Genomic DNA, 22,638 nt, shown 5'->3' with positions numbered 1-22,638 from the left:
CAGACCATGCGGTCGGAGGTCGTATCCGGTATTAGACCCCGTTTCCAGGGCTTGTCCCAGAGTGAAGGGCAGATTGCCCACGTGTTACTCACCCGTTCGCCACTAATCCCCTCCCGAAGGAGGTTCATCGTTCGACTTGCATGTGTTAAGCACGCCGCCAGCGTTCGTCCTGAGCCAGGATCAAACTCTCCGTGAATGTTTACCCGTAATCGGGTGAAACACACACGAGAGCGGAACGACCAGACGGAATAGGTCCGGTCGTTCACAGCGTCCCCGCTGTGTGTGCCATCCGCACCACATGGGCGGGATGGGCTTTTCAAAGGAACCTCATCCTCCGGATGTTTCCGGTGGACGGGGTATCAACATATCTGGCGTTGACTTTTGGCACGCTGTTGAGTTCTCAAGGAACGGACGCTTCCTTTGTGCCTGTTTCACCAGGCTCTCCGGGCGCTTCCCTTCGGTCTTGCGTTTCCGACTCTATCAGATCCTTGCGGGCCCGATTTTCGCCGGTGCGTTTCCACCTTTCGGCTTCTTCGCGTTTCCGACTCTACCAGATCCGATTTCGTTCCGTTTCCGGTTCGAATTCGTTCCGATTTCCCGTCGGAGGGGGGTGCCTTTCGGCTGATCCGACTTTATCAGATTGCTCTGGGTCGGAATTCCGCCCGGCTTCGCGGGGTGCTCCGTACGCACAGCGTGCGGCGCTTCCCGTTCAGGCGGAGCCGTAAACGTACTGGAGCGGGGCGCCCGGATGCAAATCCGGGCGCCCCGCTCCGACTTGAGTACGTTCGTACGACTCTGTGCGTCAGACCTCGACGACCACGGGGAGGATCATCGGGCGGCGACGGTAGTTGTCCGACACCCACTTGCCGACCGTGCGGCGGACCAGCTGCTGGAGCTGGTGGGGCTCCGTGATGCCGTCCTGTGCCGACTTGGCCAGGGCCTCGTCGATCTTGGGCATCACGCCCGAGAAGGCGGCGTCGTCGATGCCCGAGCCACGGGCGTGGATGTCCGGGCCGCCGACGATCTTGCCGGTGGTGCTGTCCACGACCACATAGACCGAGATGATGCCCTCGTCGCCGAGGATCCGGCGGTCCTTGAGGTGGGCCTCGGTGACATCGCCGACCGAGAGGCCGTCGACGTAGACATAGCCGGCCTTGACCTTGCCGACGATCTTGGCGACGCCGTCGACCAGGTCGACCACCACGCCGTCCTCGGCGATGACGATCCGGTCCTTCGGTACGCCGGTCAGGGCGCCCAGCTCGGCGTTGGCCCGCAGATGGCGCCATTCGCCGTGCACCGGCATGAGGTTCTTCGGCTTGCAGATGTTGTAGAAGTACAGCAGCTCGCCGGCCGAGGCGTGGCCCGAGACATGGACCTTGGCATTGCCCTTGTGGACCACATCCGCGCCCCAGCGGGTGAGGCCGTTGATCACGCGGTAGACCGCGTTCTCGTTGCCCGGGATGAGGGACGAGGCCAGGATCACGGTGTCGCCCTGGACGATCCGGATCTGGTGGTCGCGATTGGCCATCCGGGAGAGGGCGGCCATCGGCTCGCCCTGGGAGCCGGTGCAGACCAGCACGACCTCGTCGTCGGGGAGATCGTCGAGCGTCTTGACGTCGACGACCAGGCCGGCGGGGACCTTCAGATAGCCCAGCTCGCGGGCGATGCCCATGTTGCGGACCATCGAGCGGCCGACGAAGGCGACCCGGCGGCCGTACTCATGGGCGGCATCGAGGATCTGCTGGATGCGGTGCACATGGCTGGCGAAGCTGGCGACGATGATGCGCTTCTGGGCGTTCGCGAAGACCGTGCGCAGGACGTTGGAGATGTCCCGCTCGGGTGGGACGAAGCCCGGGACCTCGGCGTTCGTGGAGTCGGAGAGCAGAAGGTCGATGCCTTCCTCGCCGAGTCGCGCGAAGGCGGGGAGGTCGGTCAGCCGGCGGTCCAGCGGGAGCTGGTCCATCTTGAAGTCGCCGGTGTGCACGACCATGCCCGCGGGGGTGCGGATGGCGACGGCCAGGGCGTCCGGGATCGAGTGGTTGACCGCGACGAACTCGCAGTCGAACGAGCCGATCCGCTCGGTGTGGCCCTCCTTCACCTCAAGGGTGTAGGGGCGGATGCGGTGCTCCTGAAGCTTGGCCTCGATGAGGGCGAGGGTCAGCTTCGAGCCGATGAGGGGGATGTCCGGCTTCTCGCGCAGGAGATAGGGGACGCCACCGATGTGGTCCTCGTGGCCGTGCGTGAGCACGATGCCGTCGATGTCGTCGAGACGGTCCCTGATGGACGTGAAGTCCGGAAGGATCAGGTCGATTCCGGGCTGCTCCTCCTCGGGGAAGAGCACTCCGCAGTCGACGATCAGCAGCCGGCCGTCGTATTCGAAGACCGTCATGTTGCGGCCGATTTCACCCAGGCCGCCGAGGGGGGTGACGCGCAGGCCACCCTTGGGAAGCTTCGGCGGGGCGCCGAGCTCAGGATGCGGATGACTCAAAAGACTCTCCTCACCACACGCGCCACGCTGCCGTCGAGGGCACGTGGCGCGCATGACATTCGTGCACTTGCTGTAGGGCGATTGTTGGTCCGTATTCAGTTATGAAGTCTGTGATCAGAGCTGTACCCCGCCGGCGGCAAGATCGCGCGTCAGCTGCTCGGTCTCCTCGGGGGAGAGCTCCACGAGCGGCAGCCGCAGCGGACCGGCCGGCAGACCCTGGAGGCCGAGCGCGGCCTTGGTCGTGATGACGCCCTGGGTGCGGAACATGCCGGTGAAGACGGGCAGCAGCTTCTGGTGAATCTCGGTGGCCTTGGTGACGTCGCCGTTGAGGTGGGCGTCCAGGAGGGCGCGCAGCTCGGGGGTCACGATGTGGCCGACCACGGAGACGAAGCCGACGGCGCCGACCGAGAGCAGCGGGAGGTTCAGCATGTCGTCACCGCTGTACCAGGCCAGGCCGGAGCGCGCGATGGCCCAGCTGGCACGGCCGAGGTCACCCTTGGCGTCCTTGTTGGCGACGATCCGGGGGTGCTCGGCGAGCCGGACCATGGTCTCGGTGTTGATCGGGACACCGCTGCGGCCCGGGATGTCGTAGAGCATCACCGGCAGCTCGGTGGCGTCCGCGATCGCCGTGAAGTGGCGGAGCAGGCCATCCTGCGGGGGCTTGCTGTAGTACGGGGTCACCGCGAGCAGGCCATGGGCGCCGGCGTCCTGGGCGGCGCGGGCCAGCTCGAGGCTGTGGTGGGTGTCGTTGGTGCCAGCTCCGGCGACGACAAAGGCGCGGTCGCCCACCGCATCGACCACGGCGCGGACCAGCTGTGCTTTCTCCGCATCGCTGGTGGTCGGGGACTCTCCGGTGGTGCCGTTGACGATGAGACCGTCATTGCCGGCGTCCACCAGATGGGCAGCGAGCCGCTGCGCGCCGTCGAGATCGAGAGCGCCATCCGGCGTGAATGGCGTGACCATGGCGGTCAGCACCCGCCCGAAGGGGGTCTGCGGTGTGGAAGTCGGAGCCATGGGTCCCACGCTACTCGTAGCTCACCGCGGGATGCGCCTCTGGGGAGCAGGGATGTGGACACCGGCACTGCCTGCTCGGGGGTTCAAGCAGTGCCGGGTCCATCTGTTCAGCGTAAATGAACTTCGCAAAATGCCGCAATCCGAACACTTCGCACGTCTGTCCTGCGCGCTCCGGTAACCGGCCCGCGGCCTGGGCCTTACGGAGCGATCCGGCCATTCGCATTGAATGCGCCGTACGTGAGCGGCATGAGCTTGGCCCAGTGGGCCTCCATCTGCTCGCCGACCATCTCGATCTCGCGCTGGGGGAAGGACGGCACCTTCGCCTGCTCGTGCTGGGTCCGCAGGCCCAGGAAGTGCATCAGGGAGCGGGCATTGCAGGTCGCGTACATCGAGGAGAACAGACCGACGGGGAGCACGGCGCGGGCGACCTCGCGGGCGACGCCGGCGGCGAGCATCTCCTGATACGCCTCGTAGGCCCGGCGGTAGGAATCCTCCATGACGCGGCCGGTGAGCTCGTGCTGCTCCTGGGTGCCGTCGACGAATTCGTACTTGCCGGGGCGGCCCTGCTGGACGAGCTTGCGGGACGCACCGGGGACGTAGAAGACCGGGTCCAGCTGGCGGTAGCGGCCGGACTCCTCGTTGTACGACCAGCCGACGCGGTGCCGCATGAACTCGCGGAAGACGAAGATCGGCGCGCTGATGAAGAACGTCATGGAGTTGTGCTCGAAGGGGCTGCCGTGCCGGTCCCGCATGAGGTAGTTGATCAAGCCCTTGGAGCGCTCCGGATCCTTCTGGAGCTCCTCCAGGGACTGCTCGCCGGCCGTGGAGACACGGGCCGCCCACAGCACATCGCTGTCCGCGGCGCTGTGCTTGACCAGCTCGACCGTCACCTCGCTCCGGAAGCTGACGGCTGCGCTGTCGGGGCTCGCAGCGCTCTCGGCAGGGGTCTGGGACACCGGCGGTTCCTTCCATTCGTTCCTCGTGCGCGACCAGCCTACGACCCGCCACTGACAGCCCGGGAAATACGACGTGATGCCGCGTTAGCCGCAAAACGGACGCGCTTTAGCAGCCTGCGGCGCGGCAGTTGATATTTTTCACAGAAGTCTCGGAAAACGGGCACCAACCGGACTCCGCAGACGTCTAACCCTGTGACAGTGCCCACTTCGAGGTTCCTAGGAGAGCCCGCTCATGTTCCGCCGGCGAGAGCCCGTCCCGTTCGCCTTCGTTGCCGAGGCAGACCGGTTCCGCAGCAATGTCACTCCCCCGCCGCGGCAGCGCGCTTCCCGCGCGCAGCTCCTCGGCCAGTCTCTCATCACGCTGACAGTCGTGGGCGGCCTGGCCGGCGCCCTGCTGTTCGGCCTTCCCGCCCTGTCGCAGGACAGTTCCGGGCCGAGCCGGGTGCACCAGTCCGAGGCACATCGCTGAACGGGCGGGCGGGGCGTGCCGGAAAGTGGTTCCGCTCCGCCGGTCCCGATAACCTCACCGGTCACAGCTTCCGACAGCGTGCCCATGAGTGAGGATCAGCCGTGCCCCTGCCCTTCCTGACGGCCGACCGCGACCTCGACACCGGTGCCGCGGATATCGCCGCACTGCCGCATGACGAGCCCGACCACTGGCGCCGTCCCTACCGCCCCGGACCGTGGCGGGTAGGGGCGGCGGCGGTGCTTTTGCTGCTCGCCTCGTTCGTCCTGCTCTCCGCGATGATCATCGCGATGGCCGGCTCGCTGCCCGGCGCCGCGGCCTGTGCGGCCGTAGGGGCGCTGATGATCGCCCTCGCCCTACGGCTGCTGCGCGTCGGCCTGTGGGTCAGCGCGCAGGGTCTGCGCCAGGTGAATCTGCTGCGTACGGCGACCGAGCCGTGGAGCGCCATCGCCTCCGTGCGCACCCGCCAGCAGCCGGTGCGCTGGCTGGGCCTGCCGCGGACGGTGCAGGGTCAGGCCCTGATCATCGAGCGGACCCAGGGTGAACCGTTGCGCACCCTGATCACCGACCGCAACGGCGACTTCCTGTCCCGTCCGGAGGCCTTCGAGCGGGCCGCGGACGTCCTGGAGGCCTGGGCGGCGGAACACCGCGGCTGAGCCTTCGGCCCTCGTCCGTTGTAGCGCCCGCCGGGCATCGCGCGCCCCACACGGGTCAGGACCCGGCCGGCCCTGACCCGTAGGACGGCTCAGGCAGCCGGGACGGCCTTGTGGTCGTGCAGGGCGATGGCCCGCTGCATCGCCTTACGGGCGCGCGGGGTGTCCCGGGCGTCGTGGTAGGCCACCGCGAGCCGGAACCACGTACGCCAGTCGCCGGGCGCTTCCTCGGTCTCGGCCTGCCGCCGGGCGAAGACCGCGTCGGCCGCGTCCCGGTCGATCCGGCCGCCGGGGGTGCGCTGGAGCTCGTCGGCGGGCAGTCCGCCCTCGGCCTCCAGCACCCGGGCCAGCCGGTGGGCGTCGCGGGCGAAGCGGGTGTTGTGCCAGAGGAACCAGCCGCCGATGCACGGCAGCAGGAAGGCCACCGCTCCCATGCCCATGGCCGCCGGCTCGCCGGTCAGCAGGAGGAGGACGCCCTCCAGCGCCACCACGCCGAACACCAGGATCAGCACGGTGGCGAGGAAGAAGTACGTGATCTTTCCGCCCATACCCGTCAGCCCAGGTCGAGGAAGTTTTCCAGGCCCACGGTCAGGCCCGGAGTGTTCACCACCCGGCGCACCCCGAGCAGGATGCCCGGCATGAAGCTGCTGTGGTGGAGGGAGTCATGGCGGATGGTGAGGGTCTCGCCCTCGCCGCCGAAGAGCACCTCCTGGTGGGCCAGCAGACCGCGCAGCCGTACGGAGTGCACGGGGACGCCGTCCACGTCCGCGCCGCGGGCGCCGTCCAGCGCGGTGCTGGTGGCGTCCGGCTGCGGGGCGCAGCCGGCCTCCTCACGGGCCTTGGCGATCAGCTGAGCAGTGCGGGCGGCGGTGCCGGACGGGGCGTCCGCCTTCTTCGGATGGTGCAGCTCGACGACCTCGACCGACTCGAAGAACCGGGCCGCCTGCTGGGCGAACTGCATGGTCAGCACCGCACCGATGGAGAAGTTCGGGGCGATGAGCACGCCCGCCCCGGGCGAGGCGGCGAGCGAGGTGCGCAGCTGCGCGAGGCGCTCATCGGTCCACCCGGTCGTCCCGACCACCGCGTGAATCCCGTGACGCACACAGAAGTCGAGGTTGCCCATCACCGCGCCGGGGTTGGTCAGCTCGACCACGACCTGGGCACCGGCCTCGACCAGCGTCTCCAGCTTGTCGCCCCGGCCCAGCCCGGCGACCAGCTCCATGTCCTCGGCGGCCTCGACCGCCCGTACGGCTTCGGAGCCGATGCGCCCCTGGGCTCCCAGTACGGCCACGCGCAGCTTGCTCATCGTTTCCCGTCTCTCTCTTGGTGGTATCGCAGCGGGCCTATGCGACGACGTCGTCGAGCCGGGCCGCCTGCCGGTCCTTCAGGGGACCGATGACGGACAGCGAGGGACGGGTGCCCAGGACGTCCCGGGCCACCTCGCGCACCTCGTCCGGGGTGACGGCGGCGATCCGCGCGAGCATCTCGTCGACCGACATCTGCTCGCCCCAGCACAGCTCGCTCTTGCCGATGCGGTGCATCAGCGCGCCGGTGTCCTCCAGGCCGAGGACGGTCGAGCCGCGCAGCTGGCCGATCGCGCGGCGGATCTCGTCGTCGGTGAGGCCCTGGGACGCCACCTGGTCGAGTTCGTCGCGGCAGATCTTGAGGACGTCCTGCACCTGGTTCGGGCGGCAGCCCGCGTAGACACCGAACAGTCCGCAGTCGGCGAAGCCCGAGGTGTACGAGTACACGCTGTAGGCCAGGCCGCGCTTCTCGCGGACCTCCTGGAAGAGGCGGGAGCTCATCCCGCCGCCCAGGGCGGTGTTCAGCACGCCCATCGCCCAGCGCCGGTCGTCGGTGCGTGCCATCCCGGGCATCCCGAGGATCACATGCGCCTGCTCGGTCTTGCGGTTGAGCAGTTCGACGCGGCCGGCGGTGCGGATGGCGCGGGCGCCGGAGCGCGGCGCCATCGGGGTGGCGTCCGTCCGGTCCAGGGCCCCGGCCTGCTCGAAGGCGCGGCGGACCAGGCGGACGACCTTGGCGTGGTCGATGTTGCCGGCGGCCGTGACGACGAGGTGCGTGGGGTCGTAGTGCTTCTTGTAGAAGCGGCGGATGCGCTCGGGGGTGAGGGCGTTGACGGTGTCGACGGTGCCCAGGACCGGGCGGCCGAGCGGGGTGTCACCGAGCATGGTGTGCGCGAACAGGTCGTGCACACAGTCGCCCGGGTCGTCCTCGGTCATCGCGATCTCTTCGAGGATGACGCCGCGCTCGGCGTCCACGTCCTCGGCCTCCACCAGGGAGCCGGTCAGCATGTCGCACACCACGTCTATGGCGAGCGGCAGATCGGTGTCCAGCACCCGCGCGTAGTAGCAGGTGTACTCCTTCGCGGTGAAGGCGTTCATCTCGCCGCCGACCGCGTCGATGGCGGCGGAGATGTCCAGCGCGCTGCGCCGCTCGGTGCCCTTGAAGAGCAGGTGCTCCAGGTAGTGCGTGGCGCCGTTCAGGGACGGGGTCTCGTCCCGGGAGCCGACGTTCGCCCAGATCCCGAAGGTGACGGAGCGGACCGTCGGCAGCGTCTCGGTGACGATGCGCAGACCGCCGGGGAGGGTGGTCCGGCGGACCGTGCCGGCGCCCGCGGTGCCCTTGAGAAGCGTTTGGGTACGGGCGACGGCCCGCCCCTCCGTGGAGGTGCGGGCCGTCGTCATGTGCGTACGGGACGTCACTTGGCGGCGTCGTCCTTCGTGCCCTCGGCCGCATCCTCTTCCTCGATCACGGGGATCAGGGAGAGCTTGCCGCGCTGGTCGATCTCGGCGATCTCGACCTGGACCTTGGCGCCGACCGCGACCACGTCCTCGACGTTCTCCACGCGCTTGCCACCGGCGAGCTTGCGGATCTGCGAGATGTGGAGCAGGCCGTCCTTGCCCGGGAGCAGGGAGACGAACGCACCGAAGGTGGTGGTCTTGACGACCGTGCCCAGGTAGCGCTCGCCGACCTCCGGCATGGTCGGGTTGGCGATGCCGTTGATCGTGGCGCGGGCGGCCTCGGCGGCCGGGCCGTCGGCGGCACCGATGTAGATCGTGCCGTCGTCCTCGATCGTGATGTCGGCGCCGGTGTCCTCCTGGATCTGGTTGATCATCTTGCCCTTGGGGCCGATGACCTCACCGATCTTGTCCACCGGGATCTTGACGGTGATGATCCGCGGGGCGTTCGGGGACATCTCGTCCGGAACGTCGATCGCCTCGTTCATCACATCGAGGATGTGCAGACGGGCGTCGCGGGCCTGCTTGAGCGCGGCGGCCAGGACGGAGGCCGGGATGCCGTCCAGCTTGGTGTCCAGCTGGAGGGCGGTCACGAAGGTCTTCGTGCCGGCGACCTTGAAGTCCATGTCACCGAAGGCGTCCTCCGCACCGAGGATGTCGGTGAGGGCGACGTAGTGGGTCTGGCCGTCGATCTCCTGGGAGATCAGACCCATGGCGATACCGGCGACCGGGGCCTTGAGGGGCACACCGGCGTTCAGCAGCGACATGGTGGAGGCGCAGACCGAGCCCATGGACGTCGAGCCGTTGGAGCCCAGCGCCTCGGAGACCTGGCGGATCGCGTAGGGGAACTCCTCGCGGGTCGGCAGCACCGGCACGATGGCGCGCTCGGCGAGCGCACCGTGGCCGATCTCGCGGCGCTTGGGGGCACCCACGCGGCCGGTCTCACCGACGGAGTACGGCGGGAAGTTGTAGTTGTGCATGTAGCGCTTGCGGGTCACCGGGGAGAGGGTGTCCAGCTGCTGCTCCATGCGGAGCATGTTGAGGGTGGTGACGCCCAGGATCTGGGTCTCGCCACGCTCGAACAGGGCGGAACCGTGCACCCGCGGGATGGCCTCGACCTCGGCGGCGAGCGTACGGATGTCCGTGACGCCGCGGCCGTCGATGCGCTTCTTCTCCTTGATGACGCGCTCACGGACCAGGCTCTTGGTCAGCGAACGGTACGCCGCGGAGATCTCCTTCTCGCGCCCCTCGAACTGCGGGAGCAGCTTCTCGGCGGCCACGCTCTTGACGCGGTCCAGCTCGTTCTCGCGCTCCTGCTTGCCGGCGATGGTCAGCGCCTGGGACAGCTCGTCCTTGACCGCGGCGGTCAGCGCCTCCAGGACGTCGTCCTGGTAGTCGAGGAAGACCGGGAACTCACCGACGGGCTTGGCGGCCTTGGCGGCGAGGTCCGACTGGGCCTTGCACAGGACCTTGATGAAGGGCTTGGCGGCCTCGAGACCGGCGGCGACGACCTCTTCGGTCGGAGCCTCGGCGCCGTCCTTGACCAGCTGGATGGTCTTCTCGGTGGCCTCGGCCTCGACCATCATGATCGCGACGTCGCCGTCGGGGAGGACGCGACCGGCCACGACCATGTCGAAGACGGCGTTCTCGAGCTCGGTGTGGGTCGGGAACGCCACCCACTGGCCGTTGATCAGGGCGACACGGGTGCCGCCGACCGGGCCGGAGAAGGGCAGGCCGGCCAGCTGCGTGGAGCAGGAGGCGGCGTTGATGGCGACCACGTCGTAGAGGTGGTCGGGGTTGAGCGCCATGACCGTCTCGACGATCTGGATCTCGTTGCGCAGGCCCTTCTTGAAGGAGGGGCGCAGCGGGCGGTCGATCAGGCGGCAGGTGAGGATCGCGTCCTCGGAGGGGCGGCCCTCACGGCGGAAGAAGGAACCGGGGATCTTCCCGGCTGCGTACATCCGCTCCTCGACGTCGACGGTCAGCGGGAAGAAGTCCAGCTGGTCCTTCGGGGTCTTGGAAGCGGAGGTGGCCGACAGCACCATGGTGTCGTCGTCCAGGTACGCCACGGCGGAACCGGCGGCCTGCTTGGCCAGGCGGCCCGTCTCGAAGCGGATGGTGCGGGTGCCGAAGGAACCGTTGTCGATCACGGCTTCGGCGTAGTGGGTCTCGTTCTCCACCAGGAATATCTCCTCGTATGTGTCCGCTGCCCGTGTGGCAGGGGACCGTCTTCGGTGGAGCGCCGGTGCGGGCCGGTCTTCGATCGAAGCACCCGGAGTGAGGGCCATGGAGTGTCTCCATGGATCGTCCGGGGGCCACTACCGAGGACCGGCGGCCAGGTGGCGCTCCTACCGCGTTCGCTTTTTGCGATATGGCACCAGACTACAAAGCTTCCGTCCACCTCGCGGCGGGGCGGAGTCCGGTGCGTATGGCAAAGGGAGCGGCCCCCGGGTGGGAACCGCTCCCTCTACGGCGTCTTACTTGGCGCCCGCCGCGCCGCGGCGGATGCCCAGGCGCTCGACCAGCGCACGGAAGCGCGTGATGTCCTTCTTCGCCAGGTACTGCAGCAGGCGGCGGCGCTGGCCGACGAGCAGCAGCAGACCACGGCGGGAGTGGTGGTCGTGCTTGTGGGTCTTGAGGTGCTCGGTCAGGTCCGAGATGCGGCGGGAGAGCATCGCGACCTGAACCTCGGGGGAACCGGTGTCACCCTCCTTGGTGGCGAACTCGGCCATGATCTGCTTCTTCGTAGCGGCGTCGAGCGACACGCGGTACTCCTCTTGGTTTCGGCCCGTGAGCGCCCCTGGATTTGCTTCACAGGGGATCTTGGATAACTCGACCGGACCGTCACACAGCGTACCAGCTGGCAACGGCCCCCCGACCGGCTGGTCGGGGGGCCGTGGAAAAGGCCGGTGAGCGGGGGTCTAGCTGCTGCCGGTGAGGCCGCGCACCGTGGCGTACACGTCCAGGACCGCCAGGCACAGCGGCACCAAGGACAGCAGGACCAGACCGTCGAAGAGGTCGAAGATCCGGCCCCAGAAGGGGGTGACGCCCTTGCGCGGGACGACCAGGCCGACGCCCACCAGGAGGGCGGCACCCGCCGCGATGCTGCTGGAGAACCAGACCGTGCGGATGTTCAGCGGACCGGCGTCCTGGAAGCGCTCCAGCTCGACGAAGATCTCCGTCGGCGGGTTCAGCGCGATGCCCAGGATCAGCAGGACGATCGTGAGGATGCCCGCGATGGTCAGGCAGGCGACCTGTGCGGTGTAGTCGAAGAGCCGGGCGCGCAGCATGACCGTGATGCCCGCGGCCAGCGCCAGCAGCTGGGCCCACATGTTGTCGGAGAAGCCGAGGACCGCACCGGCCGAGCCGACGACCAGGGCGGCGCAGCCGGCGACCAGGCCGAGCAGCAGCTCGTGTCCGCGCTTGGCCTGGTTGCCGATCTTGACGAAGTCGACGGACTCGGTCTCGCCGCTGTTGTCGTACGAGCCCTTCGCGATCTGGTCGGGCGACTTGTAGCCGATCGGCAGCCTGGCGAAGCGGGCGGAGAGGCCGGGCAGCCAGGCGACCAGCGCGATGGCGACGACGGCGGTGACGGCGGCGACCTCGATGGGCGCGGCGTCGGTGAGGATCGCGGCGAAGACCGCGAGGGTGCCGGCGGCGGAGAGGAACGCGGCGGCGACGAAGGGTGCGTCACCGCGCGGCAGCAGGACCACCAGAAGTACGGAGGCGATCAGTACGGTCACACAGCCGACGAGGAGGTGCAGCCGGCCGGGGCCGGCGCCCTCGTCGACGGGGAAGATGCCGGAGCCGGCGAGCAGCAGATGCGGAAGCGAGGCCAGGCCCAGCGCGATGGAGGAGCCGTGGTCGTCGTAGACGCGGGCACGGACGCCGGCCAGTGCGACCAGGACGATGCCGACGACACCGGCGATGATGCCGGGCAGGCGGTGCATGTCGCGGTTCAGGGGGTTCGAGAACCACAGGGCGAACGCCATCATGACGAGCAGCAGCACACCGGCGGAGAGACCGACGACATGCATGAGGTCGTCGCTCCAGCGGCTGCGGTTGCGCTTGACCGCAGAGGCGACGGCGTCGGAGACATCGTCGAAGACCGGGAGCGGCAGCGACTCGGCGAACGGCTTCAGAAGAAGGAGGTCACCGTCGAGGATCTGCTGCTGCGCGAGCGACTGCCCGGCGTCAAGTACCGTGCCGTCGCGGCGTACAAGGTGATAGCCGGTCGGGGCGCCCTCCGCCTGGGACTGACCGGAGAGCCGCAGAATCTCCGGGTAAATGTCCACGAGTGCGACGTCTTCCGGCAGAGCCACATCGATCCGTGCATCCGGCGCGGCGACTGTGACCCGGCAAAAGCCGGTGCCAGTGCTCGTGCTCACCTGGCGGTTCCCCCTATCCGTTGGGCGTTTTGTCGCTTCGCGCGCCGTATATATAGAGCCGTCACTACAGGGCTTGGGCACGCTCGCGAGGCGTCAGCGTACCGTCCAATTCGGCGGCCGCCCCACCCACCCCGAGACTTGACGCTTAACAGTAGGATCAACGCCTGCGTCGGGCCAAGTACTTGGCTCGGGGGACCGTCGAATCCAACGGGGGCGGTCCGAGACTGCGAGATGCATGAAGGACTGATGCCTCGGTGAGCGTTGTCATCGTCAAGCGCCCGCCCCGCGCGCTGCCACCCGAAGTCCCCTCGGAGGAGGTGACACTCGAGGCACCTCCGGAGCTGCCGCGTGAGGGTGAATCAGAGAACATGCTGATGACCCTTATGCCCATGATGGGCATGGCGTCATCGGCGGGATTCTTGTTCATGGGCAATCAGCCGTTCATGAAAATCATGGGCGGCTTTATGGTGGCGTCCACTCTGGCAATGGCGATCGTGCAGATCGTCAAGGCCCGCCAAGGGCCTTCCGGGCAAATGCTCCAAGAGCGCCAGGATTACCTCAAGTACCTTACGCAGAAGCGAAAAGAGGTACGGCGCACCGCGCGTAAGCAGCGGGACGCCCAGCTGTTCACCCACCCCGACCCGAGCCAGTTGTGGTCCATCGTGGCCGAGGGCAAACGCGTCTGGGAACGCCGGTCGACCGACCCGGACTTCGGGCAGGTACGGCTGGGGCTCGGGCCGCAGCAGCTGGCCACTCCCCTGCGGGCCCCGGAGACCGCTCCGGTCGACGAGCTGGAACCGCTCACCGCGCATGCGATGAAGGAGTTCCTCGACAAGCACGGGCACCTGGACAACCTGCCGCTGGCGGTCTCGCTGCGCGCCTTCTACCACCTGACCGTCTCCGGCGACCCGGACACGGTCTACGGCGCCTCGCGCGCCATCGTCGCCCAGCTGTGCACCCTGCACTCGCCCGAGGACCTGGTGGTGGCCGTCGTCGCCGCGCCCGGTGCGCAGGCGGAGTGGGAGTGGACGAAGTGGCTGCCGCACGTGCAGGACAAGACCACGGACGGCGCCGGGTCGCGCCGGTTGGTCGTCGGTGACCTCGGTGAGATCGAGGAGTTGCTGGCGGACGACCTGGAGGGCCGCGGCCGGTTCAACCCGCAGGGCACTCCGGTGACCGACACCCCGCATGTGGTGATCGTGCTGGACGGCGGCGAGGTGCCGATGGACTCGGTGATCGCCGGGGCCGAGGGTCTTCAGGGCGTCACCATCCTGGAGGTCGTACCGGGCGATCTGGACGAGATCCGGGGCGGTCTGGCCGTCCAGGTCCAGCCGGGCAAGCTGGTGCTGGAGTCGGCCAGCGGCGCGGTCTACCACGGTGTCTGCGACACCCTGTCGATCGCCGAGTCGGAGGCGCTGGCGCGCCAGCTGGCCCCGCTGCGGGCGGGTTCGGGCGCGGACGGTGAGGAACCGCTGCTGTCGAACCTGGACTTCACCGATCTGCTGAACCTCGGTGACGCCGGTTCCGTCGATGTGTCGCGTACCTGGCGGCCGCGGACGCTGCACGAGCGGCTGCGGGTGCCGATCGGTGTCGACAAGGACGGCCAGCCCGTCATGCTCGACATCAAGGAGGCCTCGCAGGAGGGCATGGGCCCGCACGGCCTGTGTGTCGGTGCGACCGGTTCCGGTAAGTCCGAGGTGCTGCGCACCCTGGTGCTCGCGCTCGCGGTGACCCACTCCTCGGAGACGCTGAACTTCATCCTCGCGGACTTCAAGGGTGGCGCCACCTTCACGGGTATGTCCGAGATGCCGCACGTCGCGGCCGTCATCACCAACCTCGGTGAGGACGTCACCCTGATCGACCGCATGCGCGACTCGATCACCGGTGAACTCCAGCGCCGTCAGGAGCTGCTGCGCTCGGCGGGCAACTACGCCAACATCACCGACTACGAGAAGGCACGTGCCGCGGGTGCGCCCCTGGACCCGCTGCCGTCGCTCGTGATGGTGCTCGACGAGTTCTCCGAGCTGCTGACCGCCAAGCCCGACTTCATCGACATGTTCATCCAGATCGGCCGTATCGGCCGGTCGATGGGTGTGCACATGCTGCTCGCCTCGCAGCGCCTGGAAGAGGGCAAGCTGCGCGGTCTGGACACCTTCCTGTCCTACCGGCTGGGTCTGCGGACGTTCTCCGCGGCCGAGTCGCGGACCGCGATCGGTGTGCCGGACGCCTACCACCTGCCGAACGTCCCGGGTTCCGGCATCCTCAAGTACGACACCGAGACGATGGTCCAGTTCAAGGCCGCGTATGTCTCGGGTCCCTACCGCGGTCCCGGTGCCGGCGGCGGCCCCGGCGGCAGCCGGACCCGGCGTCTGCCGGTGCCGTTCACCGCGGCGCCGGTCGTCGAGCAGATCATCGAGGACCCCACCCCGGTCGAGCCGGTCGCCCCGGAGCAGGACGACGCGCTCGCCGACACCGTCCTCGACGTCATCGTCCAGCGCATGCAGGGCCAGGGCCCGCCGGCGCACCAGGTATGGCTGCCCCCGCTGGACGAGCCGCCGACGGTCAACCAGCTGCTGCCGACGCTCGCGGTCACGCCCGAACGGGGTGTGCACGCACCGGAGTACACCGCGCTCGGCAAGCTCGTGGTGCCGGTCGCGCTGGTGGACAAGCCGTTCGAGCAGCGGCGTGACGTGATGTACCTGGACTTCTCCGCGGGCGCCGGTCACGGTCTGGTCGTGGGTGGTCCGCAGTCCGGCAAGTCCACGCTGATCCGGGCCGCCATCGCCTCGTTCGCGCTCACCCACACCCCGGCCGAGGTGCAGTTCTACTGCCTCGACTTCGGTGGCGGCGGCATGCTGACCATGGAGGGCCTGCCGCACGTCGGTGGTGTCGCCTCGCGTCTGGACGCCGAGAAGGTGCGCCGTACGGTCTCCGAGGTCGTCGGCATCCTCAACGAGCGCGAGGAGTTCTTCCGGGCCAACAACATCGACTCGATCGGGACCTACCGCCAGCGGCGGGCCTCGGGCGCCTACCCCGACCAGAAGTGGGGCGACGTCTTCCTGGTCATCGACGGCTGGGCGACGTTCAAGACCGACTACGAGCAGATGGACCCGGTGATCCTGGACATCGCCGCCCGGGGTCTCGGTTTCGGTGTCCACCTGATCATCGCCGGTGCGCGCTACACCGAGGTGCGTCCCGCGCTGCGCGACCAGCTCCTCAACCGTGTCGAGCTGCGCCTGGGTGACCCGATGGAGTCGGAGTTCGACCGCAAGCGCGCGGAGAACGTCCCGATGGGCAAGCCCGGTCGCGGTATGTCCCCGGAGAAGCTCGACTTCCTGGCGGCGCTGCCGCGGCTGGACGGGATGAGCGACCCGGAGACGCTCAGCGAGGGCATCGCGAACCTGGTGTCGACGGTCAGCGAGCACTGGCAGGGCGAGCCCGCCCCCGCGGTGCGGATGCTGCCGACGATGCTGCACGTCAACGAGCTGCCCAAGGGCAGCGACTACCCGGATCACGGGATCGCGATCGGTGTCGACGAGACCACGCTGTCGCCGGCGTTCATCGACTTCGAGACCGACCCGCTGCTGGTCATCTACGGCGAGAGCGAGTCCGGCAAGTCGTCGCTGCTGCGGCTGCTGACCAAGCAGATCGCCGAGCGGTACCCGTCCGAGAAGGCGCTGATGGTGGTCTCCGACTACCGCCGCGCGCTGCTCGGCGAGGTCCCCGAGAGCCATCTGTACAAGTACTGCGCCGCGGGGCCGCAGCTTCAGGAGGTCATCAGCGGGCTGGCCGGTTCGCTGGGCCGCCGGATGCCAGGCCCGGACGTCACGCCGGAGCAGCTGCGCAACCGCAGCTGGTACGACCTGCCGGACGCGTTCGTGATCGTGGACGACTACGACCTGGTGGCGACCAGCAGCGGCAACCCGCTTCAGCCGCTGCTGGAGTACCTGCCGTTCGCCCGTGACCTGGGTCTGCGCCTGATCATCGCGCGCAGCTCGTCGGGTGCCGGGCGGTCGTCCTTCGAGCCGGTGATGCAGCGCACCAAGGAGCTCGGTGCGCAGGGTCTGATCCTCTCCGCCGATCCGGCCGAGGGGCCGCTGATGGGCAACATCAAGGGGCAGAGCCTGACGCCCGGACGGGCCACGTTCATCACGCGGAAGCGCGGTGCGCAGCTGGTCCAGACGGGCTGGCTGCCGGCGAACAGCCGCTGACCGGACAGACGAAACGGCGGTGGGGCGTCCCTCTCAGGAGGGGCGCCCCACCGCCGTTTTCCGTCGGTACGCGGTGTGTCCGCGCCGGTGCCGGGCCGGCCGGCGGCCGCTGTCAGCCGAACGCGCCGTGCTGGGTCACGTCGGGCGCGGGCCGGCCGGGGGCCTCGCCGCCGGCCGCCGGGGTGCCGCCCTTGGCCGGGGCATCGGCGGCGGTGGCGGGCCCGTCGGCCGCCCCCTTCTTGTCCTGCCCGGCCTTCGGGGGCCGCTCCTCGCCGGGGGCCGGCTCCGCGACCGCCGGCTGGGTCCGTACGCCCTTGGCGATGCCCTCGCCGCCCCGTGTCCTGGCCTCGCCGGCCTTCGCCGGTCCGAACGGGTCGGGCCCCTGCGCTGCGGTGGAGGTCTCCCAGGTGTGGCCGACGGCCGGCCCCCGCGACTGGCCGCCCCCGCCACCGCGCTTGCCGAACGCGCCGCCGAGGCCGTTGGCGAGCTGGCCGAGCGCCATGAAGCCATAGGCGACCTCGGTGCCCGACGAGGATGAGGAGTTGGCGGAGTTCCTGGCCGGCGACGCCTCGTGGTGTTCCTCGCCGCCCTTGTCCTCGGGGGGCGCGGCGGCCGCGTTCTCCAGGTCGGCGGCGGCCAGTTCGAAGGCCGGCAGGGAGTCGTCGACGGACCGCTTGAGGCGGTGCCACTCCCCCGCGAACGCCTCACCGGCCGGGCCGTGCCAGTTGGCCGCGGCGGCGGTGCCGACATGCCGGTCCAGATCGCGGACCAGACCGTCGAGGTGCCGGCCCATCTCCCGCCAGCCGGCCGCCGCTTCGTGCAGGGCCTGGGGGTTGCGTCGCTCGCTCACTTGACGCTCCGCATCATCTCGACCAGCTCGTCCTCGGCCGCCTGCGTGTTCGCGACGGTCTCCTTGATCCCTCCGCCGACCTCGGCGAGCCGCTGCTGAAGCTGGACGAGCGCCTGCTCGGCCTGCTCGTACAGCTCACGGAACGGCCGGGCCTCCTCGTCGCTGCCGAAGCCCTCCCGCAGGGCCTCGGCATCGGCCCGCCGTCTGAATGCGGCCAGCTGCCGGCTCAGTTCTTCCGCGCGTATCTCGAAGGTCGCACCGAGCTTGTGCAACTCCTCGGTACTGAGCCGGACTTCGTCGGACATCATTTCTCCCCGAATTGAATGACAGCTACCTGCCAACATCGCCTCAGGTCTAGCACACCCGCAATAGGCCCGAAGCACTCTCCGGAGCGGGCGGACAGCGAACCGCGGAATGCATACGGAGCAATATGCGGCAATACCGACAACCCCCGCCTTGACGACCCGTTCACACCCGTCATTAGACTTCAGGACGCCGGTGCAGCACATGCGGTTGCTGTGCCATCACGTTCAAGGGGGCAGGGATGAGCAACGAGCGGCAGATCCAGGACGAGGACCTGATGGACGTCGCCCAGGATCCGGAGCAGGCGCACCGGCTGCGTAAGGCACTGAAGGTCCTGGCGGACAACCCCAACGTCGGCGGCAAGCTCCAGGAGATGGCCCAGGAGGTGCTCTCCGGCCGTATCGGCATGAAGGACGCGATCCAGACGCCGGGGTACATGGACGCGCTGGGCGACCGGATGACCGAGATCCGGCGGGCCGCGGAGAACCAGACCATGGCGGAGCGCGAGGAGTCGCGCGAGAAGTTCGCCGCCTGGCAGAAGGAGCAGGAAGCCAAGGAGGACGAGGAGCGCGCCGAGCGCGACGGCCCCTCGGGCAACATCGTCACCACTCCGCGGCGCGGCGGCCGGGGCGGCGGGCACCGGGGCTGACCCGCTCTTCCGGCGAACGGGGCGCGCGGCCGGACCGGCGGTGCGGCGGCCGCCCGGGCGGTGCGCCGGGGGCGTTCCTTTCCCCCGCCGAAATCCGTTCAAAGAGTCCATAGAGGCGATGTGGAAGAAAGCAGATCGGCCGCCGGATTCATGGGCGGATCTGCTTCCTTTCCGCACACCGCATTCCCGTTTTCTCCACACCGGGCCCCAGGGACAACGCACTTGACGCGGGCCTCGCGCATCACCTTGCGCAGTCCCTCGGCAAGGGGCCCGGCCTGCGTGTTCCAGTTCCGGCACAGCCACCCCCGCATCGTCCGGGGCGTGCGGTCCGGATCATAAGATCGAGCCGGTAGACGCAGGAATCCACAAAGGTGGAGACGGGATTGATGGGGGACGAGGAAGCCATGAGCGCCTCAGACGAAGGAATCGCCGCACGGGCCGGATATGCACCTCATCCGTACGTCGGCGGCCGCACCGCGGCGCTCCGCGCGCTCGCGGCCTGGCGGATGCGGTGGCCCGGCGCCCCGCGCGTCATCGTGCTCACCGGAAACCCGGGCAGCGGGCGCTCGCGCCTGATCACCGGCTTCCTGATGATGTGCGATCCCGGCTACCGCAAGCAGCTGCCGCTGGACGATCTGGACCCGGCGACCGTGCCCCCGGACCTCCCGGCGCCCGCCGTGCCGAGCCCCTCGGGGCGCACCGCGGCACAGCTGTTGTGGGTCATCGCCGATCATTTCGGGCTGCGCGCGGACCGCGGCGAAGACATCTTTCCCGAACTCGCCGCTCGTGAAGAGCCGGTGACGATTGTGGTGCCGGACGTCGACCGGGCCGGCCCGGTCCGTGCCGCGCACGAGCCGGCCCGCCTCGTACGGGACGTGCTCAAGCCGCTCGCCGCCACCGAGACGGTACAACTGCTCGCCGATGTGCCGCGCGAACTGGCCGCGGAACTGGCGGAGGCGCTGCCGTCCGGCCAGGCACAGATCATCGATCTCGACGCGCCGGAGTGGGCCGACCCCAAGGGTCTGGTGCTGCATGCCGAGACCGCGCTCGACCCCGGCGCCGGGGCGCCGGAACTGCCCTTCACCACCGACCCCGCCGTGCGCCGGCCGCTCGCCGAGGCCCTCGCCCGGCGTGCGGACGGCAGCCGGCTGACCGTCCAGCTCGCCGTGCAGTCGCTGCTCATGCAGCCGGAGGGCTTCGACCCGGCGGACGAGTCCCTGCTGCCCGCCACCGTCGGCGAGGCCCTCGACCTGCATGCCCGCCGGCTGGACGTCGATCCGCAGACGCTGCGGCTGCTGCTGGCACCGCTCGCGTTCGCCGAGGGCGAGGGGCTGCCCGTCCAGCTGTGGGGTGCGCTGGCGAATGCCGTGGCCGGACGGGACATGAGCCAGGACCTCGCCGACGGCATGCTGCTGGCCGCGCCGTTCATCCAGCCGGTCGAGCCGGACGCGGAGCAGGACGCGGACGACGAGGCGGCCGGGGACGGTGCCGACGACGGCCGTACGCTGCTGCGTCTTCAGCACCCGGCGATCGCCGAGGAGATCCGCTCCGGACTGCCGGACGTCCGGGACGCCCAGACCAAGATCGCCATGGCGCTGCTGGAAGCGGTGCCCCAGCAGAACTGGGCCAAGGCCGATCCGTACATCCGCGACCATCTCGCCGCCCACACCCTCGAAGCCGGGCTGCTTCCTCAACTCCTCACCGACCCGGGCCTGTTCGCGCACGCCGACCCGGTGACACTGCGGGCCGCCATCGAGGCCGTACCGCTGGAGCAGCTGGGCGCCCCGGCCCGTACGTACCTGCGCACCGCTCCACTGCTGACCCGCTCGCAGGCTCCGGCCGGCATGCGGGCGGCGTTCCTGGAGACCGCGTTCGTCGAGGACGGGCTGGCGCCGTACGCGGAGGCACTGCACACCCTCGGCTTCGACCTGCCGTGGCGCACGCTGTGGAGCGTGCCGCTGCCCGGCGTCCGCGCCGTGACGACCGGTTCGCTGCCCCAGGAGGGTGACGAGGGCACGGCGGCGGAGACGGCCCCGGGCGCGGACGGTGCCGGGGCGGGATCCGGCGGGGAAGGACCGGCACCGGCGTCCGGCACGGCACCCGCGCTCCGCCCCGTGGCCGCCTTCATCGTCCCCCAGGGCACCCCCGGCTCCCGTACGGTGCCCGGCCCGGACGGCGACGCCTCCGAGGACGGCGCGGCACTGCTCCTGCACGATCTGCTGCGGCCCGGATACATCGACGCCGACCCGACGCAGGTACAGCTGCCCTCCGACGAGACGAAGGCGGCGGCCCCCTTCGGCTTCAGCCGGGGCGCCGACTATCTGCGGGTCTGGGCCCGCGCCGGCCAGAAGGTGGTGGCCGCGCTGCTCTCGGACACCCCGCTCACCGGCGCCGACCTCTCACCCGACGGGGTGCTGGTCGTCGCCACCGAACGCGGGGTGACCGCCCGGCAGATCCTCGCCGCGGCTCCCGCGGTCGCCCCCACCGTGCCGGCCCAGCGCACCGGCGCCGCCGACACCGCTGCTTCCGACGGCCTCGAAGGAGACCACTCGTGATCAACCAGGCGCAGGCACACGCCACCGCCGCCCGCTGGCTCAACCCCGAGGGACATCAGGGTCCCCCGCGTGAGGTGGCCATGCAGGAGTTCGACCTCGGCTGGGTGGTGTGGGCCGTACCGCCGCCCCCGGAGGTCGACCCGCAGACGGGGCAGCGGCGCCCGCCCGCCGAGGTCGGCGCCGCCTGCGGGGTCGTCGACCGGGCGTCCGGCGAGCTGACGGTGTGGCCGTCCGTACCGGTCGACGAGGTCGTGCGGATGTATCAGCAGAAGCACGGTGCCGGGTCCGCCGCGGCTCCGGCGGCCCCCGCCGAGCCGCCGGTCACCGGCCCCGGCAACACCGCCGTCGCGACCTACGCCGACCCGTCGACCGGCGAGGAGACCAGCCTCGCCCGCGTCTCGGCGCCCGGACAGCCGCCCGCCGAGTTCCAGCTCTACGACGAGCTCCAGCGGCTGGGCGTGCACCCCGCGAACGTCCGCGCGGTGCACACCGATCTGCGCTCGGCCCTGTTGCCCGGCGGCTACCCCGGCGACTTCATCCTCCGCACGTTCCCGAACGCCACGTTCTCCTGCACCGAGGGCTACGGCATGCGGCCCGAGGAGCGCGCCGAGGGCGTCGCCGGACTGCTGCGGCACGTCGAGATGATGCACCAGCTGGCGGGCCGGCAGGCACCGCCGCGACCGCACCGGGTCCCGGTGCCACAGCGGGTCGAGGCCGCACCGCAGATGCGGGACGTCGCCCTCGGCAAGCACCTCGTGGAGGTCTTCGGGCCCCAGGGGGTCACCCGCCCGGACGCCGATGATCTCGCCACGACGCAGCTGCCGGAGGCCACCAAGAGCACTCTGGTCTGGGCCGGTCTGCCGGCGCAGGTGCCGTTCTTCTTCACCGCGGACCGGCCGGAGGCCCCGCCCGCCGGCGGGCTGTTCCCGGACGTGGCGACCTCCCTGCGCGTCACCGGCACCGAGGCCAAGGAGCAGACCCTGGCCACCCTCGCCGGCTACGTCCGGATCGGCACCGACGGTCTCTACACGCTCGCCGTCCAGTGCACGGCCGCGGAGGAGAACCAGAACCTGGTCGGCACCGTCTGGGCGGTCCAGCCGTCGTCGGGCGGCGGCAGGTTCGTCAACCGCACCCTGTCCGCCTACCTCCGCTCGCTCGCCCTGCTGGTCACCACGCGCTCGCAGATGCAGGGCATGGACCCGTACGCGGCGGGAGCGGCGGTGGCCGCCTTCCAGGAGCAGATCGCGGCGATCGACTCCTGGGCGCTGGACGACGACAGCAACTGGTGGTCGCTGGTCATCGAGCAGATGTGGCACGGCTTGTTCTGAGGACCGGGGGCTCCGGGG

Annotated in this window: 17 protein-coding genes and 1 rRNA gene; 6 read left to right on the top strand and 12 right to left on the bottom strand. The window is 69.7% G+C overall.

The genetic code is table 11. From position 1 onward, the window contains the following. From TU31_RS05440 to thyX, 4 genes are all read right to left on the bottom strand, one after another. A 16S ribosomal RNA gene (locus TU31_RS05440) occupies window positions 1–196 on the bottom strand; the annotation flags it as partial. A 606-nt stretch (window positions 197–802) separates the two neighbouring features. Beyond that, the gene (locus tag TU31_RS05435) at window positions 803–2,488 is read right to left on the bottom strand and encodes a ribonuclease J (RefSeq protein ID WP_042149621.1); all 1,686 of its coding nucleotides are present in this window, start codon (window positions 2,486–2,488) and stop codon (window positions 803–805) included. A 114-nt stretch (window positions 2,489–2,602) separates the two neighbouring features. After that, a complete protein-coding gene (dapA, locus tag TU31_RS05430) occupies window positions 2,603–3,502 on the bottom strand; it encodes a 4-hydroxy-tetrahydrodipicolinate synthase (RefSeq protein WP_042149620.1) in 900 nt (299 codons plus the stop codon). 197 nt (window positions 3,503–3,699) lie between these two features. Next, on the bottom strand, window positions 3,700–4,458 hold the full coding sequence (gene thyX / locus TU31_RS05425) for an FAD-dependent thymidylate synthase (RefSeq protein WP_042149617.1): 759 nt from the start codon (window positions 4,456–4,458) through the stop codon (window positions 3,700–3,702). A 232-nt stretch (window positions 4,459–4,690) separates the two neighbouring features. Between thyX and TU31_RS05420 the strand changes: the two genes are divergently transcribed. Together TU31_RS05420 and TU31_RS05415 are read left to right on the top strand one after the other, a co-directional pair. Further along, window positions 4,691–4,927, top strand: coding sequence for a hypothetical protein (locus TU31_RS05420; RefSeq protein ID WP_042149614.1), 237 nt, complete (start codon window positions 4,691–4,693; stop codon window positions 4,925–4,927). Between the two features lie 101 nt (window positions 4,928–5,028). Beyond that, entirely contained in the window at window positions 5,029–5,580 is a 552-nt protein-coding gene (locus TU31_RS05415; protein WP_042149611.1) for an SCO5741 family PH domain-containing membrane protein, read from the top strand. Window positions 5,581–5,669: 89 nt separating this feature from the next. Here TU31_RS05415 and TU31_RS05410 read toward each other — a convergent pair whose 3' ends face one another. From TU31_RS05410 to eccD, 6 genes are all read right to left on the bottom strand, one after another. Next, on the bottom strand, window positions 5,670–6,125 hold the full coding sequence (locus TU31_RS05410) for a hypothetical protein (protein WP_042149608.1): 456 nt from the start codon (window positions 6,123–6,125) through the stop codon (window positions 5,670–5,672). Between the two features lie 5 nt (window positions 6,126–6,130). After that, window positions 6,131–6,883: a 4-hydroxy-tetrahydrodipicolinate reductase gene (gene dapB / locus TU31_RS05405; protein ID WP_042149605.1), complete on the bottom strand. Its 753-nt coding sequence runs from the start codon at window positions 6,881–6,883 to the stop codon at window positions 6,131–6,133. 37 nt (window positions 6,884–6,920) lie between these two features. Then, the gene (locus tag TU31_RS05400; RefSeq protein WP_042149602.1) at window positions 6,921–8,300 is read right to left on the bottom strand and encodes a M16 family metallopeptidase; all 1,380 of its coding nucleotides are present in this window, start codon (window positions 8,298–8,300) and stop codon (window positions 6,921–6,923) included. Next, window positions 8,297–10,516: a polyribonucleotide nucleotidyltransferase gene (locus tag TU31_RS05395; protein ID WP_042149598.1), complete on the bottom strand. Its 2,220-nt coding sequence runs from the start codon at window positions 10,514–10,516 to the stop codon at window positions 8,297–8,299. The genes TU31_RS05400 and TU31_RS05395 overlap by 4 nt, the downstream gene beginning before the upstream one ends. A gap of 297 nt (window positions 10,517–10,813) precedes the next feature. Further along, complete coding sequence (gene rpsO, locus TU31_RS05390; RefSeq protein ID WP_006602744.1) at window positions 10,814–11,101, bottom strand: 30S ribosomal protein S15; 288 nt, start codon at window positions 11,099–11,101, stop codon at window positions 10,814–10,816. A 156-nt stretch (window positions 11,102–11,257) separates the two neighbouring features. Then, window positions 11,258–12,724, bottom strand: coding sequence for a type VII secretion integral membrane protein EccD (gene eccD / locus TU31_RS05385; RefSeq protein WP_042149595.1), 1,467 nt, complete (start codon window positions 12,722–12,724; stop codon window positions 11,258–11,260). A gap of 254 nt (window positions 12,725–12,978) precedes the next feature. Here eccD and TU31_RS05380 point away from each other — a divergent pair, with 254 nt between their 5' ends. Next, the gene (locus TU31_RS05380) at window positions 12,979–16,935 is read left to right on the top strand and encodes a type VII secretion protein EccC (protein ID WP_042149592.1); all 3,957 of its coding nucleotides are present in this window, start codon (window positions 12,979–12,981) and stop codon (window positions 16,933–16,935) included. A 112-nt stretch (window positions 16,936–17,047) separates the two neighbouring features. On the opposite strand, the gene TU31_RS05375 is transcribed toward TU31_RS05380, so the two are convergent. Then, window positions 17,048–17,785 carry a WXG100 family type VII secretion target gene (locus tag TU31_RS05375; RefSeq protein WP_042149589.1) on the bottom strand — a complete coding sequence of 246 codons (738 nt, stop codon included), beginning with the start codon at window positions 17,783–17,785 and terminating at the stop codon, window positions 17,048–17,050. Beyond that, complete coding sequence (locus TU31_RS05370; RefSeq protein WP_042150034.1) at window positions 17,782–18,090, bottom strand: hypothetical protein; 309 nt, start codon at window positions 18,088–18,090, stop codon at window positions 17,782–17,784. Before TU31_RS05370 ends, TU31_RS05375 begins: the two co-directional genes overlap by 4 nt. 239 nt (window positions 18,091–18,329) lie before the next feature. On the opposite strand from TU31_RS05370, the gene TU31_RS05365 reads away from it, so the two are divergent. The 3 genes from TU31_RS05365 to TU31_RS05355 all read left to right on the top strand — a co-directional run bounded on the left by TU31_RS05365 (window position 18,330) and on the right by TU31_RS05355 (window position 22,620). After that, window positions 18,330–18,737: a hypothetical protein gene (locus tag TU31_RS05365; RefSeq protein ID WP_042149586.1), complete on the top strand. Its 408-nt coding sequence runs from the start codon at window positions 18,330–18,332 to the stop codon at window positions 18,735–18,737. Window positions 18,738–19,141: 404 nt separating this feature from the next. Next, window positions 19,142–21,292 (top strand): ATP-binding protein, encoded by a 2,151-nt coding sequence (locus TU31_RS05360; protein WP_245698404.1) that lies wholly within the window; start codon window positions 19,142–19,144, stop codon window positions 21,290–21,292. Then, a complete protein-coding gene (locus TU31_RS05355) occupies window positions 21,289–22,620 on the top strand; it encodes an SUKH-4 family immunity protein (protein WP_042149578.1) in 1,332 nt (443 codons plus the stop codon). The genes TU31_RS05360 and TU31_RS05355 overlap by 4 nt, the downstream gene beginning before the upstream one ends. Window positions 22,621–22,638: the final 18 nt, after the last annotated feature.

Source organism: Streptomyces lydicamycinicus (assembly GCF_000829715.2).
GTDB classification, from domain to species: domain Bacteria; phylum Actinomycetota; class Actinomycetes; order Streptomycetales; family Streptomycetaceae; genus Streptomyces; species Streptomyces lydicamycinicus.
Note: the sequence above shows the minus strand (reverse complement) of the source record. Positions and strands in the feature narration are given on the sequence as shown.

What these genes read in the sequence shown, in the direction of transcription:
- TU31_RS05410 (WP_042149608.1), bottom strand. Translation starts at nt 6,125, where the DNA reads ATGGGCGGAAAGATCACGTACTTCTTCCTCGCCACCGTGCTGATCCTG.
- TU31_RS05420 (WP_042149614.1), top strand. Translation starts at nt 4,691, where the DNA reads ATGTTCCGCCGGCGAGAGCCCGTCCCGTTCGCCTTCGTTGCCGAGGCA.
- TU31_RS05365 (WP_042149586.1), top strand. Translation starts at nt 18,330, where the DNA reads ATGAGCAACGAGCGGCAGATCCAGGACGAGGACCTGATGGACGTCGCC.
- TU31_RS05360 (WP_245698404.1), top strand. Translation starts at nt 19,142, where the DNA reads ATGAGCGCCTCAGACGAAGGAATCGCCGCACGGGCCGGATATGCACCT.
- dapB (WP_042149605.1), bottom strand. Translation starts at nt 6,883, where the DNA reads ATGAGCAAGCTGCGCGTGGCCGTACTGGGAGCCCAGGGGCGCATCGGC.
- dapA (WP_042149620.1), bottom strand. Translation starts at nt 3,502, where the DNA reads ATGGCTCCGACTTCCACACCGCAGACCCCCTTCGGGCGGGTGCTGACC.
- TU31_RS05370 (WP_042150034.1), bottom strand. Translation starts at nt 18,090, where the DNA reads ATGTCCGACGAAGTCCGGCTCAGTACCGAGGAGTTGCACAAGCTCGGT.